Source organism: Paractinoplanes brasiliensis (assembly GCF_004362215.1).
Taxonomy (GTDB): Bacteria; Actinomycetota; Actinomycetes; order Mycobacteriales; family Micromonosporaceae; genus Actinoplanes; species Actinoplanes brasiliensis.
In genome coordinates this window covers 433,991-452,353 of the sequence record NZ_SNWR01000002.1, presented here as the reverse complement: position 1 = coordinate 452,353, position 18,363 = coordinate 433,991, and the positions used below count along the sequence as shown (strand labels likewise).

Here is an 18,363-nt window from a genome sequence, read left to right as displayed (position 1 = left end):
TGGTTCGACGCGTCCGGCCGCCGCGTCCGGTTGACTCCTCGCATGATTTCGATCGACGCGGTGAGCCGCCCGGGCATCCTGCATGACGTGTCCTTCGAGGCCAGGCCGGGGCGCGTGACAGGTTTCCTGGGCCCCAACGGGGCGGGCAAGACCTCGACGGTTCGCATCCTTCTCGGCCTCGATCGCCCGTCGAGCGGCACGGCGTTGATCCGCGATCGGCCGTACGCGTCGTGGCCGCGCCCGCTCACCGTCGTCGGGGCACTGCTCGACGGCAGCGGCGCTCACCGTTCCCGCTCGGCGCGAGCGCATCTGCGCTGGATGGCCGCGAGCAACGGGCTGCCCCGTTCCCGGGTCGACGAGGTGCTGGCCGTCGTCGGGCTGGCCGACGAGGCGGGCAAACGGGCCGGTCGGTTCTCGCTGGGCATGGGCCGCCGCCTGGGGCTGGCCTCGGCGCTGCTCGGCGACCCGCCGGTGCTGGTGCTCGACGAGCCGGTCAACGGGCTCGACCCGGCGGGCATCCGCTGGATGCGCTCGTTCCTGCGCCGGTGCGCCGACGATGGCCGCACGGTGCTGCTCTCCAGCCACCTGATGACCGAGCTCGCCTCCACCGCCGACGACCTGGTGGTCATCGACCGGGGCCGGGTGGTCGCCCGGGGCACGGTGGCCGAGGTCAGCGCCGGCCACGACACCCTGGAGGACGCGTTCATCTCCCTGACCGCGGCGCCGGGCGAGGCCGCGTGGTGAGCCGTCACATGATCGGGGCCGAGCTGCGAAAACTGCTGGGCCTGCCGACCGCCTGGGTGGGCCTGGTGCTCGGTTTGATCGCCGCGCCCGCGCTGGTCTTCGTGAACGCGCCCGCGCTGCGCCGCCAGGCCGACGCCGGCCGGCTGCTGGACACGGCCGACCTCGGCTACCACAACCTGGGCATCGGCCTGCTGGGCGCCCTGATCCTCGGCGTGGTCACGGTGAGCAGCGAATACACGTCCACGGGCGACGACGCCCCCGGCGCCCGCCAGATGACCTCGACGCTGCTGGCCATGCCGTCGCGCCACCGTCTGCTGGCCGCCAAGGGAGTAGCGCTCACGCTCGTGGTGGCCGCGCAGGGCACCCTGACAGCCGCCGCGACGGTGTGGCTGACCGGGTTGGTCATGCCCGGCCTGGCCCCGCCGTTCTCGCCGGTGCGGGTGGGGGCAGCCGTCCTCTACTGGGTCCTGCTGGCCCTCCTGGCCTACGCGATCACGCTGATCTTCCGGAACGGCATCATCACGCTGACACTGTTCATCGCGAACAGCGCGGTCGTCTCCGTGTCCTACCTGCTGACCAAACTGACCCCGCTGGCCGCCTACCTGCCCGACATCGTCGGCGCCCACATGTTCCTCCGCTCCCACCCCGACGCCGTGACGATCCCACCCCTGACGGCCGGCCTCGTGATGACCACCTGGGTCGCGGCCCTGCTGGCCGTCGCCCTCTTCGTCTTCCACCGGCGTGCCGCATGACCGTCCCGCCGGCCCCGGACCCACACATCTCTGCCGCTCACACCCCTGCCGCGTCCACCCCCACCGCGGACGGCCCTGCCTCGCCCACCTCTGTCTCGCCCACCCCTGCCGTGCCCACCCCCACCGCGCACACCCCCGCCACACCCACCCCGGTCGCGCACACCCCCGCCGTGCACACCCCCGCCACACCCACCCCCGCCACACCCACCCCGGTCGCGCACACCCCCGCCACACCCACGTCCATCGGGCGCTCCGCTGCCAGCGATGCCTTCGCGCGAAACGTTCCTGAACGTCGGTCGGTTGCGGGACGCGGTGCCGCGAGCCGCGGTCTAGCAGGGCGCGGTCTCGCTGAACGCCGTCTCGCTGGCTGTGCCTCTGTCGTGCGCGCCGAGTTGGTGAAGCTGGCGACTCTGCCGTCGCTGCGGTGGACGGCCGTGCTGACGTGGGGTGCTACTGCTCTGCTGGCCATCGCCGCCCACCGTGGCGCACCGACCGGTGACCCCGTCGCTACGGCGTTGCGGTGGACGCAGGCCGGGTTCCTGATCCTCGGCGTGCTGGCCATGGCCCAGGAATACGAGGCGGGCGGCCAGATCCGGGCCACGCTGCTGGCCTCTCCGCGGCGATATCGGCTGGTCACCGCGAAGGCCACGGCCGTCGTCGCGGCCTCCGTCCTGGTGGCCCTGCCGATCGCTCTGGCCCCACCAGCGCCGATACGTCTTTGGCTGCCGATCTACCTTGCCGGTGTGGCCCTGTTCGGCGCCGCAGCCGCAACGGTGTTCCGCAACGCCCTGGCCGCGACGGGCGTGTCGCTGTCCACTTACCTGGTTTTGTGTCCGCTGGCGCGGGCCGCCAATCCGGCCTTGGCGCCGTGGCTGCCCGACACCGGATTGCTGGAGCCGTCGCGAGGCGCGGTCGCCGCCCTGGTATGGCCCCTGACCCTCACTGCTGTCGCAGCCGTGACGTTCCGACATCGCGGTGCGTAGCCAACTGTGCAACCCGGCCGCGGTCTCGGCGCCAGGTGACGGCGAGGCTCGTCAGAAGCAGGGCCACTGCGTTACGGCGGGTGACAGTCCGACGTAGGCGTTCACGGTGAGGCGGCGGTCGTGACCTCCGACGAAGACGGCGGACAGCCGGGCGTGTCCTTCCAGCAGGACCATCTTGTCCAGTGAGGGGGTCGCCATCACGATGAGGTCGTCGACGGTTGGCGTGGTGGCGAGCCGGGCGGCCAGCTCGAAGCACCAGTCCGTGCCGATCTCGGTCACCCATCCGGGCAGGGCGCCCGATTCGAGCGTGGCGCGGACGTCGGCGGGTCGTCGGGAACCGCCGGAAAGCTCGTTCCAGTAGGAGTAGTCGATGAACAGCACCCGGGCGAGGGCGTCGGGCGGCAGGGATCCGTGAAACCAGTCGACCCGGTCGGGGAAGCCCTCGAACAACCCCTCGGCACGCCAACCGCGGGCTGTGGCCAGGGCACGTTCGCGGGCCCGGTTCTCCTCGGCGGAGGTCAGGTCGGGGCAGCGCACAAGGTGCAAACCACCTCGGCCGCCGCCAGGCTCAGCTGCCGACGCGGCCTCGGCCAGGCCGGTCCGCACGCGTTCGCCGAAACGGGGCGAGTCGAGTTCGCCGCGGAGGAACGCGAGCACCACTTCCGGTTCGCCGACCGGCCGGAAGCCTCGCGGAAGACCGAGCTCGGCCCGGCCGTCACCACCGCCGAGATCGCCCGGGCGGTCGAGTTCCCTGGTCAACCGGCCCCCTCGACTGCGATGACTGCGGCATCGGGCCCTGCGTGCGAGAGTCGTCGGGTGAGTGTCGACGAGGAGATCGCCCGGTTCGACTGGCCGCGCGTACGAACGTACCTCGGGTATGCCGAGATGGTGCCGGGCGCCCTGCGGGGGCTGGCCACAGCGGCCGACGACCGTGAGGCCGCCCACTTCGGCGCCTGGATCGAGCGGATTCTGCTGTCGGAGGCCGGCCCCTGCGAGGGCTGCGCCCCGGTCGCAACGGTCATCGTCGCCGCCCTTCCCGAGATGACACCGGCCGGCCACGCCGCCGCGCTCGACGTTCTGTCCCTGATCGCCTCCGCCGAGATCAGCGGCCCGGCCCACGAACAGATCGGCACGGTCGACGTCGCCGAGATCCGCCGGGCCGTGGCCACCGGTTTCCCGCACTACCTCGCGGTGCTCCGGTCGGACTCCTCGCCGACGGCCGAACTTCATTCGTGCGTCGACCTGCTGGACGTCCTGGCGTTCTACGACCGCAGCCTGGCCCCGGCCGCCATCACCGCGCTCAAGGCCGTCCGCACCAATGATCACGCTCCGGACCTGACCGTGGCGATCGACAACACACTCACCGACCTGGCCGACTCGTAGCTCTGGCACGGGCCGGCGGCCACGTCGGACGGCCGGACCGAGGTCACCAACGCGTCGGGGAACGGCGCCGGACGCGTCGGCGTCGTTCGGGTTCCTCGGGTTCCTCGGGTTCCTCGGGTTCCTCGGGTTCCTCGGGTCGCGAGCAGCAGCAACCCGGCCCCGTGTCCTTCTCGCTGCGGGGGATCTGACTCGGCGGCCCCCGTCGCCCTGCCCGACGGGGGCCGGCGCTTCAGGCGATCCACTCCTTGGCCAGCAGCTCGAACGACCGGACCCGGTCGGCGTGATCGTGCGTGATGGTGGTGACGAGCAGTTCGTCGGCGGCCGTCACACGGCGCAACGTCTCCAGGCGCTCGGCCACGGTCTGTGGTGAGCCCACGAAATGCGTGTCGAGCCGGTCGGCGACGAGATCACGGTCCTCGTCGGTCCACTGGTGGGCCAGGGACTCCTCGACGCTCGGGAACGGGATGGCGCCGCCGCCGCTGCGGATGCTGCGCACCCAGAGGGCGTACGGGATCGCAAGCTCCTTGGCTGTGTCGTCGTCCTCGGCCACGACAACGTCGGCGCTGACCATCACGTGCGGCGCCGACAGGGTCTTCGAGGGGCGGAAAGCAGCCCGGTACGCCTCCACCGCCTCGAGGACCTTGGCCGGGGCGACGTGATAGTTCGCGGCGAACGGCAGACCCCGGGCCCCGGCGACGCGGGCGCTCTCGCCACCGCTGCTCCCCAAAATCCACAGTTCAAGATCAGACCCTTCCCCCGGTACGGCGTGAGCCTCGTTGCCGAACTCATCGACGAAGGGACCCGCGATCAGGGTCTGCAGGTCGTCGACCACCTGGTCGAGGTCGAGCGGTTCGGCGTGGGGTTGCGTGAGGAGCTTGCCGAACAGCGCCGCCCGCGTCGAGGTGGCCAACGGCGTGAAGTCGAAGTGCTTGGGGATGACCAAGCCGTCGACGACTCGCGCCTCGGAGGATCCGCCGGGGCCGACCGGATCGGCAACGGGCGCGGCGGAAGCGGGCGATTCGGGCACCGCGACACGAGCGGCAGCCGTGTCCAGCGCGGCGGAGCCGGGCCGGGCGGGCGTGTCAGGCGCGAGCGATCCGGGCACGGCGACACGCGCAGCAGCCGTATCCGACGCAGCGGGAGTGACGGGCGCGGCGGGCGCGGCGGGCGCGGCGGGCGCGGGCGATCCGGACACGGCGACACGCGCAGCAGCCGTATCCGACGCAGCGGGAGTGACGGAAGCGGGCGTGACGGAGGCAGGCGTAGCGGAAGCGGGCGTGACGGAAGCGGGAGTGACGGAAGCGGGCGTGACCGAAGCGGGAGTGACCGAAGCGGGAGTGACCGAAGCGGGAGTGACCGAAGCGGGAGTGACCGAAGCGGGAGTGACCGAAGCGGGAGTGACCGAAGCGGGAGTGACCGAAGCGGGAGTGACCGAAGCGGGAGTGACCGAAGCGGGCGTGACGGAGGCCGCGGACAGGGTTGCGGAGCGGCGTTGGGCGGAGCGGCCCAGGCCCAGGTCGAAGCGGCCCGGATACAGCGCGTCCAGCAGCCCGAACTGTTCGAGGGCCGCCAGCGGCGTCAGGAACCCCGTCTGCAGGGCACCCGAGCCGAGGCGGATACGCTCGGTCACCGCGGCGATCTGGCCCAGCAGCAGGGCCGGCTGCGAGCTGGCGACACCGGGCGTCAAGTGGTGCTCGGCCACCCAGTACCGGTGGTAGCCGAACTGTTCGGCCTTGCGGGCCAGGTCCAGCGTACGGCGAAGGGCGTCGCCGACCGTGCCGCCGGAGACCAAGGGCGCCAGGTCGAGGATCGAGAGCGGCACGGTCATGAGGGTCCTCCCAGAGGGCTGATGGTGGGGAACGGGCGGCTCGGGATCTCGCGGCGCAGCACCGGGGCGACCTCGGACTGGAACAGTTCGAGCGTCTGACGGTGCTGTTTGTCGGTCAGGCCGTCCCCGTCGGCGTGCAGGTGCATGACCTCGTGACCGAACTCGGCGTGATAGCGGTGCACCTTGTCGATGATCTGCTGAGGGCTGCCGACCAGGATGGAGCTGCGCTCGATCGCGTCCTCCAGGGTGGGGAAGACGGGTTCCACGCCGACCTGACGGAACAGCGCGAGCCGGGCGTCGTAGATCGGCCGGTAAGTCTCGATCGCCTCCTGCGAGGTGCGGGCGACGTAGAAGCCGGCGCTTCCCGCTCCCACGAGGGCGTCGGCGGGGTCGTGCCCGTAATGCGCCCACCGTTCGCGGTAGTGGCGGATGAGTTCCGCGTACGGCTCGATGGGGTTGGTGACGTTGGCCGAGAACAGCGGGTCACCGAAGCGCGCGGCCAGGTCGACCGACTCGCGGCTGGTGGCGCTGCCGTGCCACACCCGGATCGGCTGCTGCAGGGGGCGGGGCCAGGTCTCGGCGTCGGTCAGCGAGGGACGGAAGCGGCCCTCCCACGTGACCTTCGGCTCGCGCCACAGACGGCGGAACAGCTCGTAGCTCTCGCGATTGCGGTCCCACTGGTCCTCGGCGGTGACGTGGAACAGCTTGGCCTGGGCGGCGCCGTTGCCCTTTCCGATGATCAGCTCGAGGCGGCCGTCGGAGAGATTGTCGAGCGTCGAGTAGTCCTCAAATGCCCGTACGGGGTCGAGCAGGCTGAGCGTGGTCACCGCGGTGAACAGCCGGATCCGCTCGGTGCGGGCGGCGATGTGGCTGAGCACGACCGGAGGTGACGACGAGAAGAACGGGCGTTCGTGCCGCTCCCCCACCCCGAAACCGTCGAAGCCGAGCTCCTCGGCCAGCACCGCGTTGGCGACCACCTCGCGCAGGCGCTCGCGGGCCGGCCGGTGCGCGTCCCGCTCCGCGATCAGAGTGATGAGCAGGAACTTCATCGCGACACCTCCAGCGTCGGCACCGCGGCGATGAGCGCGCGGGTGTACTCGTGCTGCGGGTGGTGGAAGACGTCGTCGACCGGGCCCTGCTCGACCACGGCGCCGTCCCGCATGACCAGCACCCGGTCGGCGAGGTGGTGGACGACGCCGAGGTCGTGCGAGATGAACAGCAGAGCCGTGCCGTCGGTATCGCGGATTTCGGCGAGAAGGTCAAGGACTTGAGCCTGTACGGAGACGTCGAGCGCGGAGACCGGTTCGTCGCAGATGATCAGGCTGGGCCGCGGGGCGAGCGCCCTCGCGATGGCGACACGTTGCCGCTGTCCACCGGAGAGCTGCCGCGGGTAGCGCTCGAGGACGTCGGCGCTGAGACCGACGCGTTCGAGCAACGGCAGCACCGGCTCCGGCTTTGGCAGCGCTTCCCGGACGATGCGTTCGACCGTCCAGCGGGGGTCGAAGGCGGAGAGTGGGTCCTGCGAGACGAGCTGGAGGCGGCGGCGCCACGGACGGCGCCGCCGCTCCGAGAGCCCGGTCCATGGCGCGCCCTCGAACGCCACGGAGCCGGACGTGGGCGCGGTCAGCCCGAACAGCAGCTGGGCGACCGTGGTCTTCCCGGACCCCGATTCCCCGACCAGCCCGACGATCTCGCCCCGGCGAACGGTGAGGTCGACCCCGTCGACGACGGTGTGCGAGCTGTAGCGCTTACGCAGCCCCACAGCCTCGACAACAACGCCGACCTCGCCTGTGGACAACCGCGACACGCCCGGGGCAGCTGTGGACGGCGGCGACACGCCGTCGGCAGCTGTGGACAAGGACGACACACCGTCCGCAGCTGTGGACAAGGACGACACACCGTCCGCAGCTGTGGACAAGGACGACACACCGTCCGCAGCTGTGGACAAGGACGACACACCGTCCGCAGCTGTGGACAAGGACGACACACCGTCCGCAGCTGTGGACAAGGACGACACACCGTCCGCAGCTGTGGACAAGGACGACACACCGTCCGCAGCTGTGGACAAGGGCGGTGCGGGCCGGGATAGGGGCGGTGAGGTTGTGGATGACGACGACAAACCCGAGGCAGCTGTGGACAACGACGGCGTGGATCGGGAGGGGTGCGGAGAGGCTGTGGATGACCGCGACACGCTGGGAGTGGCTGTGGATGGCGGGGGCGGGGTGGCTGTGGATGGCGGGGGCGGTGGCGGGGTGGCTGTGGAGGACGGGTGGGAGAGGCGGCGGCCGCGGGAGGCGGCGGAGGGGACTGCGGTCAGCAGCTGCTGGGTGTAGGGGTGACTGGGCGCGGTCAGCAGCGTCCTGGTGTCGCCCGACTCGACGACGCGGCCGTTCTTCATGACGAGGACGCGGTCAGCCAGGCGGGAGACCACGGCCAGGTCGTGGCTGATCAGCAGGAGGGTTTCGCCGGCGGTGTGGCGTTCGGCCAGCAGGTCGAGGATCTGGGCCTGGACCGTGACGTCGAGGGCCGTGGTGGGTTCGTCGGCGATCAGCAGGGGTGGGCCGGCGGCCAGGGCCGAGGCGATCAGCGCGCGCTGACGGAGACCGCCCGAGAGCTGGTGCGGGTGCTGGCGGGCGCGGCGGCCGGGCTCGGGGACGTGCACGGCTTCCAGCAGCGAACGCACCCGTTGTGCACGGTCGTGGCGCTTGCCGATGTTGTGGACGCGCAAGACCTCGCTGATCTCCGCGCCGACCGTGCGCAGAGGGTCGAGCGAGACCAAAGCGTCCTGCAGCACGAGCCCGGCGAAGCCCCCGCGCAGGGTGCGCCATTCGAACGGTCCGGAGCGGCCGTCGACCTTGAACCGGGTGCTGCTGATGCGGGCGTTCGGGCCGGCCAGTCCGACGAGCGTGCGGGCGGTGACGCTCTTGCCCGAGCCGGACTCGCCCACGATGGCGACGCACTCGCCGCGGTGGATGTCGAGGTCGATTCCGCGTACGGCGTGGACGTCGCCCCGGCGATGCGGGAACGTCACGTGCAGGTCGCGCACGGAGACGAGCAGGCCACCGCGCGGCGAAGCCGATGGAGCACTCGCGCCGGCAAGCGGAAGGGGCGCTTCGCCTGCGGACGTGGGCGACTCGGGCAACGACGCGGAGGACTCGTCGGTGGGAGGCGCCGACTCGGCCGGGGCGCGAGAGGGCGACGAGGCCGACGGCGATGCAGCCGAGGACCAAGACGGTCGCTGGAGCGGGGCGTGGGGGTCGCGGGTGTGCGTCCTCGACTCTGTCATGACGGCCTTCCTTCGAAGCGGCGCTGCAGGTGACGACCCACGACGGTCAGCGAGATGACCAGCAGGGTGACGACCACGCCGGGCAGCACGGCGGTCCACCAGGCGACGGAGAGGTAGCCGCGGCTCTCGGAGAGCATCGCGCCCCACTCGGGGGACGGCGGTTGTGGTCCCATGCCGAGGAAGCTGAGTCCGGCGGCGGCGAGGATCGCCTCGCCCAGGCCGATCACGGCGAGGACGGGGACGGGACCGAGGACGTTGGGCAGCACGTGGCGCAGGACCAACCGCGTACGGGAATCGCCGAAGGCCACAGCCTGGGTTACATAGTCTTTCTGGCGTACGACGAAGGTCTGGGTTCTCACCACGCGTGCGTAGGTGGGCATCGTGGCAATGCCGATCGCGACGACCAGGCCGACGGTGCCGGGGCCGGCGACGGCTACGAACAGCAAGGCGAGCAGCAGCAGCGGGAAGGCCGAGAGCGCGTCGAACGAGCGGCTCAGTGCCTCGTCGGCGTACCTGGGGGACAGGCCGGCCAGCAGGCCCAGCACCAGGCCGGCGGTCACCGCGATGAGGGTGGCCACGACGCCGATGAGCAGGGAGTGGCGGGCGCCGTGGACGACGCGGTCGAAGACGTCGCGGCCGAGCTGGTCGGTGCCGAACCAGTGGGCAGCGCTGGGCGCCTCGAGGACGTGCAGCGGGTCGGCCACCAGAGGATCACCGGCGAACAGGCCGGGCACCACGGCGGCGGCGAGGGCCAGGGCGAGGAAACCGGCCGCGACGGGCACGGCGGAGGAACGCGGCAGGCGCGCGGACAACGGACGATCGAGGGCAACGGCCATGTCTACGCTCCGGAAGACGGCGACGACCGCAAGGCCGAGCCAGAAGGCGGAGAAGAACCCGCGGCCGAGCCGGAGGACGGGGACGAACCCGCGGCCGAGCCGGAAGACGGGGACGAAGCCACGGCCGAGCCGGAAGACGGGGACGAAGCCACCGCCGCGGAAGCCGTGGCCGGGCGCAGGCGGGGGTCGATGACCAGGTAGGCGAGGTCGGCCAGGGTGTTGATGACGACGTAGACAAAGGCCGAGAACACCACCACGGCCAGCACCACCGGCATGTCAGCGCTGTTCACCGCCGCCAGCGTCACCTGGCCCAGACCCGGCCGGCCGAAGACGGTTTCGATGATGACCGCGCCGCCCAGCAGCACACCGAAGAGCCAGCCGACCAGCGTGACGACCGGCAACAAGGCGTGGCGCAAAGCGTGGCGCACGAGCACGGCCCGCTCCTCCAGGCCCCGGGCCCGGGCGGTCACCGCGAACGGTTCGTCCAGAGCCCGGTCGATCCCGTCGCGCAGCACCTGGGTCAGCACGCCGGCCACGGGCAGCGCCAGGGTGACCGCGGGCAGCACCAATGAGGCGAGCCCGTCACCGCCGCTGACCGGGAACCAGCCGAGCCGGAACGAGAACACGCTCAGCAGCACGATGCCGATGAGGAAGGGCGGCGTGGACACCAGCACCAGTTCGGCGGTGGAGCTGACCCGCCGGGCCCACGGCTGCCGGGTGGTCACGGCCAGCACGAGAGCCAGCACCACGCCGAGCGCGGCCGCCGCCACGGCCAGGCTCAGCGTCGGCCCGATCTGGTCGGCGATGACGTCGCGTACGGGCCGTTGCAGCAGGTAGGAACGCCCGAGGTCACCCTGCGCGGCCCGCCACAGGTAGTCCAGGTACTGCACGATCGCGGGCCGGTCGAGTCCCCACTCGTGGATGATCTGGGCGCGGATCAGCGGGGTGTCAGCACCGTCGCCGACGATGCTGTCCACCGTGGAGCCGGGGGCCGCGATCAGCGCCAGGTAGGCGGCGGTCGCGGCGGCCCAGAGCACCACCAGCCCGGTGAAGAGGCGGCGGAGCACGATCATTTGCTCAGCCAGACGTTGTAGGCGCTCGCCGGCACGCCCGCGGTCGGCTCGAAGCCCAGCCCGCCGACCTTCGCCGACGCCGCGATCTGGTCGGCCGGCGCGTAGAGCGGCTGGATCAGGGCCTGGTCGATGATCACGTTCTGCTGCAGCTGCCGGTAGATGCCGGCGCGGGTAGCCGGATCACCGGAAGCCTGCCCCCGGGCCAGCAGGTCGTCGACCTTCTTGTCGCTGATGCCGAGGCGGTTGATTGCGCCGGTCGAGGCGAGCAGCAGGTTCAGCGCCGCCCCGGCGTCGGTGTCGGCCCGGGAGTTGTCGAAGACCTCGTACTCCCCCTTCTCCAGGGCCGCCGTCGCCGTGCCCTGGTCGACCACCGAGACGTGCAGGTCGATCCCGGCGGACTGTTTGACCGCGGCCTGCACGGCCTGCGCGAGGATCTCGCGGCGGTCACGGACGAACGGCGCCGACTGCACCAGCCGTACGGTCAATCGCTTGCCGTTCTTGACCCGGAAACCGTCGGCGTCGCGCTGGGTCCAGCCGGCCGCGTCCAGGGTGGCGTTGGCCCGTTCGGGGTTGTTGCCGTATGTGCCTTCGAGCGACTTGTCGTAGAGCGGGCTGGTCGGCCCGATCACGCTCCAGGCCCGGGTCGCGGTGCCGCGGTAGACGCCCTTGAGCACCGCGTCGATGTCGATCGCGTCGCGGAACGCCTGCCGGACCCGGATGTCGTCGAACGGCGCGTGGCCGACGTTGAAGTAGTACGAGTAGGCGGAGCCCGAGTTGAGCCCCTTGCTCAGCGTCAGCGCCGGGTTCCCGGTGATCTGCGCCTGGTCGGTGGCCGGCACGCCCTCGATGACCTGCACCTGCCCGGAAGTGAGCGCCCCGACCCGTACGGAGGACTCCTTGAGGAAGCGGTAGGTGACCTCGTCGAGGTAGGCGGGGCGGTCCCGGTACGACGGGTTGCGCTTGTAGTGCAGTTCCTGGCCCGGGGTGTACCGGTCGAGGATGAACGGCCCGGTTCCCGCCAGATCCGGGCCGCCCGCCTTGAGGTTGGCCGCTTCCTTGAGCGACCTGGGCGAGACGACCGCGCCCTGCGGCGACGACAGGAAGTCGAGGATCAGCACGTCGGGGGCGCTCAGCGTGTACTTCACGGTGAGCGGGCCGGCCACGTCGACGGATTTCAGGTTCTTCAGCTGTACGGCGGCCACCTGTGGCGCGTAGCCGTCGGCGAGCAGCTGGTCCACGTTGGCCTTGACCGCGGCCGCGTCGAGTTTGACGCCGTCGCTGAACGTCACGTTGTCGCGCAGTTCGACGGTGTAGGTCAGGCCGTCGGGTGACACCTCGTAGCTCTCGGCCAGCCAGGGCACGTATCCGCCCTTGTCGTCGTGGGTGAGCAGCGCCTCGAAGTTGTTCCAGACCAGCAGCCGGGCCTTGGCCTGCGCGTACTGGTGCGGGTTGAGCGTGATCGGCTCGGTCTCGATGCCCCAGGTCAGGGAGCCTCCGGAGACCGGCTCGCCGGCGGCGGCGGAGTCGGTGCCACCGCTGCCGGAGCAGCCCGCGGCCAGCGCGGTTGCCACGACGGCGATGAGCAGGGAACGGCGACGCATCTCCACCTCCAGTGAAACGACTCCCCTATTCCTATGGCTAAACTAGGAATTAAGCAAGGGGCACTGTCGTTCACAAGACCGTAAAACATATACTTCCCATAGGTGTTTAGGGTTTTAGGAGGCCGCCCTAGCGTCATCCGCAACAGCCGTCGCCGGAAGGACCTTCGTGAGTCTCCTGTCCTCGGCTCGCGCGGCCCGCCGCCCGAGTGATCAACCTCCCCCACCCGACGACCTCGTGGTGGTGCCGGCCCGGCATCCCTGGCGCTGGCTCGCCGCCGCCGCGGTGCTGGTCGTGGTGGCCCAGTTCCTGCACGGCCTGGTCACCAACCCGGGTTGGGACTGGCCCACGTTCTTCGGATACTTTCTTCGAGAAGTCCGTGATGGAGGCGCTGCTCATCACGCTGGAGCTGACGTTCGCGGGCGCCGTGCTCGGCTTCGCGGGCGGCATCGTGCTGGCACCGATGCGGCTCTCGAAGAACCCGGTGCTCTCCGCGGTGAGCTGGACGTTCATTTGGGTCTTCCGCTCGGTGCCCCTGCTCGTGCAGCTTCTCTTCTGGGCCAATCTCGGCTACCTCTACGACCGGCTGCAGATCGGCGTCCCGTTCGGCCCCGGGTTCCTCCACTTCGAGACGTCCAGCCTGGTCAGCGCGTTCGGCGCGGCGCTGCTGGGCCTGGCGCTGCACGAGGCCGCGTACGCCGCCGAGATCGTCCGGGCGGGCATCCTGTCGGTCGACTCCCGGCAGCTGGAGGCGGCGGCCGCCCTGGGCATCCCGCGGCTGCGCCAGTTCCGCCGCATCCTGCTCCCCCAAGCCATGCGCGCGATCCTGCCCAACGCCGCCAACGAGCTGGTCAACCTGCTCAAGAGCACCTCGGTGGTGTACGTGCTGGCCATCGGCGAGCTCTTCTACCAGGTGCAGGTCATCTACGGGCGCAACGGCCGGGTCGTGCCGCTGCTGCTGGTGGCCACCGTCTGGTACGTGATCCTGACCGCCGCCCTGTCGGTCCTGCAGCACCACGTCGAGCGCCGCTACTCCCGGGGGTACGTCCGATGATCGAGCTCAGCGGTGTGCACAAGTCCTTCGGCACGCTCGAGGTGCTGCACGACGTCACGCTGTCCGTCCCGGCCGGCAGCGTCACGGTGATCATCGGGCCCTCCGGGTCGGGCAAGTCGACGCTGCTGCGCTGCGTCAACCACCTCGAGAAGGTCGACCGGGGGCGCGTGCGGGTCGACGGCGAGCTGATCGGCTACCGGCGGGCCGGCAACAAGCTGTACGAGCTCAGCGAGCGCCACATCCTCAAGCAGCGCGCCCGCATCGGGTTCGTGTTCCAGACGTTCAACCTGTTCCCGCACATGACCGCGCTGCAGAACGTCCGCGAGGCGGGCGGCGGCATCGAGCTGCTGGAGAAGGTGGGCCTGGCCGAGAAGGCCGCCAGCTATCCGCGGCAGCTCTCCGGCGGCCAGCAGCAGCGGGTCGCCATCGCCCGCGCACTGGCCCGCGACCCCAAGCTGATCCTGTTCGACGAGCCCACCTCGGCCCTCGACCCCGAGTTGGTCGGCGAGGTGCTCGACGTCATGCGCGACCTGGCGCGCGCCGGCACCACCATGGTCGTCGTCACCCACGAGATCGGCTTCGCCCGTGAGGTGGCCGACACCATCGTCTTCCTCGACGGCGGCCGGGTGGTCGAGCAGGGTCCGCCCTCCGCGGTCCTCGACCGCCCCCAGCACGAACGCACTCGCGCTTTCCTGTCCAAAGTTCTCGTCTAGAAGGAGCAAACCCCTCCATGCGTACGCCCTCAGCAGTGCTCTTGATCGCCGCGCTCGCGGGACTGGCCGCCTGCGCCGCGCCGGACGAGAAACCCGCGGTCGCCCAGGTCGAACAGGCCGCCGCCGTCACCATCAACGACGGCCCGGACCAGCAGCGGATCGTGCCGGCCAAGGTGGACGCCGTGGCCGCTCTGCTGCCCGAGGCGATCCGGCAGAAGGGCACGCTGACCATCGGCGTGGGCGCGGCCGGCTCCGGGTTCGCGCCACTCGCGTTCACGGCCACCGACAACAAGACCCTGATCGGCAGCGAACCCGACATCGGCGTGGCGGTCGCCGGGATCCTCGGGCTCAAAGCCGACCTGCAGAACACCAGCTGGGAGAACCTGTTCATCGGCCTCGACAGCGGCAAGTTCGACGTCGGCGCCTCCAACATCACCGTCACCGAGGAACGCAAGCAGAAGTACGACTTCGCCACCTACCGCAAGGACCAGCTCGCCTTCGAGGCCAAGAAGGGCAGCGGGCTCAAGGTGACCGGGCCCGCCGACGTGGCCGGCAAGAAGGTCGCCGTGGGCTCCGGCACCAACCAGGAAAAGATCCTGGTCGAGTGGAGCGAGGAGGCCGTCGAGCAGGGCCTCCCAAGGTCGACATCAAGTATTACCAAACCAACCAGGCCACCTATCTGGCGCTGGGATCGGGGCAGATCGACCTGTACCTGGGCCCGAACCCGACCTCGGCCTACCACGTGGCCAAGGCGGGCGAGACCGAGATCGTCGGCACGTACTCGGGCGCGGGCGCGACGCTGCAGGGCAAGATCGCGCTCACCACGAAGAAGGGCAACGGCCTGGTCGAGGCGTACAAGGCCGCCCTGGACGAGCTGGTCAGGTCCGGCGACTACGCCAAGATCCTGGACCGCTGGAACCTGGCCGGCGAGGCCGTCGGCGCGCCCGAGATCAACCCGCCCGGCCTGCCCATCGAGGGGAAGTAACCATGACGAACCTGCACCTCGCGGTAGCGCTGGACGGCGCCGGCTGGGCCCCGGACGCCTGGCGCGCGCCGAACGCCCGGCCCAAGGAACTGTTCACCGCTCGTTACTGGCTCGACCTGGTGGCCGAGGCCGAGGCGGGCAAGCTCGACTTCGTCACCATCGAGGACGGGCTGGGCGTGCAGTCCGACGACCCGTCCCTCGTGCAGGGACGCCTCGACGCGGTGCTCATCGCCTCGCGGGTCGCGCCGCTGACCCGGCACATCGGGCTGGTGCCGACGGCCACCGTCACCCACACCGAGCCGTTCCACATCTCCAAGGCGATCGCCACCCTCGACTACGTGAGCCGGGGTCGCGCCGGCTGGCGGGTGCAGCTCTCCCCGAGGGCCGAGGAAGCCGCCCATTTCGGACGGCGCGAGGTCAGCATCGACACGCCCGACGCCGTGCAGGACTTGTTCGATGAGGCGGCCGACTACGTCGAGGTCGTACGGCGGCTCTGGGACAGCTGGGAGGACGACGCCGAGATCCGTGACGCCGCCACGGGCCGGTTCATCGACCGCGACAAGCTGCACTACATCAACTTCGAGGGCCGGTTCTTCACCGTCAAGGGCCCGTCGATCACTCCGCGGCCGCCGCAGGGGCAGCCGGTCGTCACCGCGCTCGCCCACAGCGAAATCCCGTACCGGTTCGCCGAGAAGTCCGCCGACATCGTCTACGTCACGCCGAAGGACGCCGCCGACGCGCACGAAATCGTGTCGCAGGTCAAGGTGGGCCATGTCTTCGCCGACCTCGTGGTGCTGCTGGAGCAGAACCCGGCCACCCACCAGTCGGACGCTGCGGCCTTCACCGGCACTCCGGCGCAGCTCGCCGACCTGCTGCTCGAATGGCAGGACGCCGGCATCACCGGTTTCCGTCTTCGCCCCGGCCGCCTCCCGGACGACCTGCGCGCCATCACCCGGGGCCTGGTCCCCGAGCTGCGGGCCAGGGGCGTTTTCCGTACGGAGTACGAACCCGGCACCCTGCGCGACCGCCTCGGCCTGCCCCGCCCGGCCAACCGCTACGCCGCCGCTGCCGAAGGAGCCCGCGTTGCCTAAGCAGATCCACCTCGCCGCGCACTTCCCCGGTGTCAACAACACCACCGTCTGGAGCGACCCCGCCGCCGGCAGCCACATCGAGTTCGACTCGTTCGTCAAGCTCGCGCAGACCGCCGAACGGGCCAAGTTCGACTTCTTCTTCCTGGCCGAAGGTCTGCGGCTGCGGGAGCAGGCCGGGCAGATCTACGACCTGGACGTGGTGGGCCGCCCCGACACGTTCACTGTGCTGGCCGCGCTGGCCGCCGTCACCGACCGGCTCGGCCTGGCCGGCACCATCAACTCGACGTTCAACGAGCCGTACGAGGTGGCCCGGCAGTTCGCCTCGCTCGACCACCTGTCCGCCGGGCGGGCCGCGTGGAACGTGGTGACCAGCTGGGACGCGTTCACCGGGGAGAACTTCCGGCGCGGCGGCTTTCTGGCCGAGTCCGACCGCTACAGCCGGGCCACCCAGTTCCTCGAGACGGCCAAGGAGCTGTTCGGCTCCTGGCCGGCCGACGCGATCGCGGCCGACAAGCAGAACGGCGTCTTCCTGCGGCATCCGCTGGCCGGGGCGTTCCGCCACTCCGACCAGCACTTCACCGTCGAGGGCCGGTTCAACGTGCCGCGCAGCCCGCAGGGCCGTCCGGTGATCCTGCAGGCCGGCGACTCCGACGCGGGCCGCGAGTTCGCCGCCGCCACCGCCGACGCCATCTTCAGCCGGCACGGCACCTTGGCGGACGGTCAGAAGTTCTACGCCGACGTCAAGGACAGGCTGGCCCGTTACGGCCGGGAACGGGACTCGCTGAAGGTGCTGCCCGCGGCCACCTTCGTGCTCGGCGACACCGACAGCGACGCCCAGGAACGGGCCGCGCACGTACGCCGGCAGCAGGTCAGCGGCGCGACCGCGATCAAGTTCCTGGAGCAACTGTGGAACCGGGACCTGTCCGCGTACGACCCGGACGGCCCGCTGCCCGAGATCGACCCGGACGTCTCCGACGAGCACATCGCTCGCGGGCGGGCCAGCGTACGGCTGCACCGGGACCCGATCGCGGTGGCGCGCGAGTGGCGGGAGAAGGCGGCCGCCGAGAAGCTGTCGATCCGTGAGCTGATCATCGAGGTGACCGGCCGGCAGACGTTCATCGGGTCGGCCGCCACGATCGCCGAGAGCATCAACCACCTGGTGCAGGAGGACGCCTCCGACGGGTTCGTCCTGGTGCCGCACGTGACACCGGGCGGCCTCGACGAGTTCGCCGACACGGTGGTGCCGCTGCTGCAGGAACGCGGCGTGTTCCGCACCGGCTACGAGGGTGAGACGTTGCGCGAGCACCTCGGGCTGGACCCGCTGTGACCACCGTCGAGGCGGGCCGGTCGGTGCTGGACGACCCGGTGGTCGGCTCGCTGCGGGGCACCCATTCGCGCTTCGCGCAGGCGTACGGGAAAGCGGTCCGTTACCACCCCGACGTGGCGCCTTTCCATGCCCTCGCCGACCCCGCGGATCCGCGGGCGTGGGCCGACCTGGCCGCGCTGACCGGTCCGGCCGCCGAGGTGGCGGTGGCCGGACCGGTCCCGGCCTCCCATCCGGGCTGGGTGATCGCGGGTGAGGTGGCCGGTGTCCAGTTCGTCGACGAGTCCCTGGCCGCGGAGCCGTTCACGGAGGCGCGGCCGCTGTACGCCGGGGACGTGCCCGAGATCCTGGCCCTGGTCGAGCTCACCCAGCCGGGCCCGTTCCGGCGGCGCACGATCGAGCTGGGCAACTACCTCGGGGTCCGTCGCGGCTCACGGCTCGTCGCGGTCGCCGGTGAACGACTGCGTCCGCCCGGCTGGACGGAGATCAGCGCGGTCTGCACGCATCCGGCGTTCCGCGGGCAGGGGCTGGCCACGAGCCTGGTGCGGGCGATCGCGTACGGGATCAGGCAGCGCGGCGAGATCCCGTTCCTGCACACGTCGGCGGCGAACACGAACGCGATCCGCCTCTACGAGTCGATTGGGTTCCGACTGCGGAAGCGGACCACGTTCGCGGTCTACCGAAACGTCGTGGACGCGTGAACCGGCCGTCC

At 70.8% G+C, this 18,363-nt stretch carries 17 protein-coding genes and 4 pseudogenes; 11 read left to right on the top strand and 10 right to left on the bottom strand.

The genetic code is table 11. The annotated features are described in order from the left end of the window. Nucleotides 1-42: 42 nt before the first annotated feature. Complete coding sequence (locus C8E87_RS34090; RefSeq protein WP_133877544.1) at nt 43-744, top strand: ABC transporter ATP-binding protein; 702 nt, start codon at nt 43-45, stop codon at nt 742-744. Next, nucleotides 738-1,496 (top strand): ABC transporter permease, encoded by a 759-nt coding sequence (locus C8E87_RS34085; protein ID WP_133877543.1) that lies wholly within the window; start codon nt 738-740, stop codon nt 1,494-1,496. The genes C8E87_RS34090 and C8E87_RS34085 overlap by 7 nt, the downstream gene beginning before the upstream one ends. 37 nt (nt 1,497-1,533) lie before the next feature. On the opposite strand, the gene C8E87_RS34080 is transcribed toward C8E87_RS34085, so the two are convergent. Next, nucleotides 1,534-1,740: a hypothetical protein gene (locus C8E87_RS34080; protein ID WP_166661377.1), complete on the bottom strand. Its 207-nt coding sequence runs from the start codon at nt 1,738-1,740 to the stop codon at nt 1,534-1,536. 136 nt (nt 1,741-1,876) lie between these two features. Between C8E87_RS34080 and C8E87_RS34075 the strand changes: the two genes are divergently transcribed. Beyond that, a complete protein-coding gene (locus tag C8E87_RS34075; RefSeq protein ID WP_133877542.1) occupies nt 1,877-2,479 on the top strand; it encodes a hypothetical protein in 603 nt (200 codons plus the stop codon). A 51-nt stretch (nt 2,480-2,530) separates the two neighbouring features. Here the strand turns inward: C8E87_RS34075 and C8E87_RS34070 are convergent, their stop codons facing one another. Beyond that, the gene (locus C8E87_RS34070) at nt 2,531-3,238 is read right to left on the bottom strand and encodes a hypothetical protein (protein ID WP_133877541.1); all 708 of its coding nucleotides are present in this window, start codon (nt 3,236-3,238) and stop codon (nt 2,531-2,533) included. 57 nt (nt 3,239-3,295) lie between these two features. Between C8E87_RS34070 and C8E87_RS34065 the strand changes: the two genes are divergently transcribed. Next, nucleotides 3,296-3,862: a hypothetical protein gene (locus C8E87_RS34065; protein WP_133877540.1), complete on the top strand. Its 567-nt coding sequence runs from the start codon at nt 3,296-3,298 to the stop codon at nt 3,860-3,862. 229 nt (nt 3,863-4,091) lie between these two features. On the opposite strand, the pseudogene C8E87_RS46870 reads toward C8E87_RS34065, so the two are convergent. From C8E87_RS46870 to C8E87_RS34020, 8 genes and pseudogenes are all read right to left on the bottom strand, one after another. Beyond that, nucleotides 4,092-4,649 (bottom strand): annotated as a pseudogene (locus C8E87_RS46870) (LLM class flavin-dependent oxidoreductase); the annotation flags it as partial. Nucleotides 4,650-4,944: 295 nt separating this feature from the next. Continuing rightward, nucleotides 4,945-5,157: pseudogene (locus C8E87_RS46865) on the bottom strand (hypothetical protein); the annotation flags it as partial. A gap of 206 nt (nt 5,158-5,363) precedes the next feature. Then, nucleotides 5,364-5,690, bottom strand: a pseudogene (locus C8E87_RS46860) (LLM class flavin-dependent oxidoreductase); the annotation flags it as partial. Next, complete coding sequence (locus C8E87_RS34045; RefSeq protein WP_133877539.1) at nt 5,687-6,739, bottom strand: LLM class flavin-dependent oxidoreductase; 1,053 nt, start codon at nt 6,737-6,739, stop codon at nt 5,687-5,689. The pseudogene C8E87_RS46860 and the gene C8E87_RS34045, both read right to left, overlap by 4 nt. After that, the gene (locus C8E87_RS45945; protein ID WP_243755186.1) at nt 6,736-8,736 is read right to left on the bottom strand and encodes a dipeptide ABC transporter ATP-binding protein; all 2,001 of its coding nucleotides are present in this window, start codon (nt 8,734-8,736) and stop codon (nt 6,736-6,738) included. The genes C8E87_RS34045 and C8E87_RS45945 overlap by 4 nt, the downstream gene beginning before the upstream one ends. Nucleotides 8,737-8,972: 236 nt before the next feature. Beyond that, on the bottom strand, nt 8,973-9,812 hold the full coding sequence (locus C8E87_RS34030) for an ABC transporter permease (RefSeq protein WP_133877538.1): 840 nt from the start codon (nt 9,810-9,812) through the stop codon (nt 8,973-8,975). Nucleotides 9,813-9,814: 2 nt separating this feature from the next. Beyond that, nucleotides 9,815-10,885, bottom strand: a complete 1,071-nt coding sequence (locus C8E87_RS34025; RefSeq protein ID WP_133877537.1) for an ABC transporter permease — start codon at nt 10,883-10,885, stop codon at nt 9,815-9,817. Continuing rightward, on the bottom strand, nt 10,882-12,486 hold the full coding sequence (locus C8E87_RS34020) for an ABC transporter substrate-binding protein (protein WP_133877536.1): 1,605 nt from the start codon (nt 12,484-12,486) through the stop codon (nt 10,882-10,884). Before C8E87_RS34020 ends, C8E87_RS34025 begins: the two co-directional genes overlap by 4 nt. A 380-nt stretch (nt 12,487-12,866) precedes the next feature. Between C8E87_RS34020 and C8E87_RS34015 the strand changes: the two genes are divergently transcribed. The 7 genes and pseudogenes from C8E87_RS34015 to C8E87_RS33990 all read left to right on the top strand — a co-directional run bounded on the left by C8E87_RS34015 (nt 12,867) and on the right by C8E87_RS33990 (nt 18,352). Then, complete coding sequence (locus C8E87_RS34015; RefSeq protein WP_239080457.1) at nt 12,867-13,538, top strand: amino acid ABC transporter permease; 672 nt, start codon at nt 12,867-12,869, stop codon at nt 13,536-13,538. Continuing rightward, on the top strand, nt 13,535-14,251 hold the full coding sequence (locus tag C8E87_RS34010) for an amino acid ABC transporter ATP-binding protein (protein WP_133877535.1): 717 nt from the start codon (nt 13,535-13,537) through the stop codon (nt 14,249-14,251). Before C8E87_RS34015 ends, C8E87_RS34010 begins: the two co-directional genes overlap by 4 nt. 17 nt (nt 14,252-14,268) lie before the next feature. Beyond that, nucleotides 14,269-14,769: pseudogene (locus C8E87_RS46510) on the top strand (transporter substrate-binding domain-containing protein); the annotation flags it as partial. Between the two features lie 86 nt (nt 14,770-14,855). Continuing rightward, on the top strand, nt 14,856-15,236 hold the full coding sequence (locus C8E87_RS46505) for a type 2 periplasmic-binding domain-containing protein (RefSeq protein WP_275409122.1): 381 nt from the start codon (nt 14,856-14,858) through the stop codon (nt 15,234-15,236). Nucleotides 15,237-15,238: 2 nt separating this feature from the next. After that, the gene (locus tag C8E87_RS34000; RefSeq protein WP_133877534.1) at nt 15,239-16,327 is read left to right on the top strand and encodes an LLM class flavin-dependent oxidoreductase; all 1,089 of its coding nucleotides are present in this window, start codon (nt 15,239-15,241) and stop codon (nt 16,325-16,327) included. Continuing rightward, nucleotides 16,320-17,654: an NtaA/DmoA family FMN-dependent monooxygenase gene (locus tag C8E87_RS33995; RefSeq protein ID WP_133877533.1), complete on the top strand. Its 1,335-nt coding sequence runs from the start codon at nt 16,320-16,322 to the stop codon at nt 17,652-17,654. The genes C8E87_RS34000 and C8E87_RS33995 overlap by 8 nt, the downstream gene beginning before the upstream one ends. Continuing rightward, nucleotides 17,651-18,352: a GNAT family N-acetyltransferase gene (locus C8E87_RS33990; RefSeq protein ID WP_133877532.1), complete on the top strand. Its 702-nt coding sequence runs from the start codon at nt 17,651-17,653 to the stop codon at nt 18,350-18,352. The genes C8E87_RS33995 and C8E87_RS33990 overlap by 4 nt, the downstream gene beginning before the upstream one ends. Nucleotides 18,353-18,363 lie beyond the last annotated feature (11 nt).